A 268-nucleotide genomic window follows, 5' to 3' on the forward strand; every position below is an offset into this window, starting at 1 on the left:
GACTACGGGACAGAGCCAAACGTTTTACAGTCCCGGGCCGGGCGGGGATGTGCATCTCGGGCCGGATCTCGATCTGCGGCTGGAAGGCCGGAGCGGGCGGGAGGACGTTGTTGACGACCGGGCGCAGGCTCAGGCCTCGCAGGGCGGGGGTGGAGGCGATGGTCCAGGCGAGGACAGCGATGCCGGCGGCGAGGGTGGGTCCGTGGGCCGGGGCCTGGGACCACACCGCGGCTGCGCTGACTGCGCCCCACAGGACCCAGGTGAGGCG

1 pseudogene is annotated in these 268 nt (G+C 72.4%); it reads right to left on the bottom strand.

Annotated features, from left to right (window positions below):
• Positions 1 to 268: pseudogene (locus tag IH13_RS0135825) on the bottom strand (hypothetical protein); the annotation flags it as partial.

It is taken from the genome of Streptomyces sp. NRRL WC-3549 (assembly GCF_000721935.1).
Taxonomy (GTDB): Bacteria; Actinomycetota; Actinomycetes; order Streptomycetales; family Streptomycetaceae; genus Streptomyces.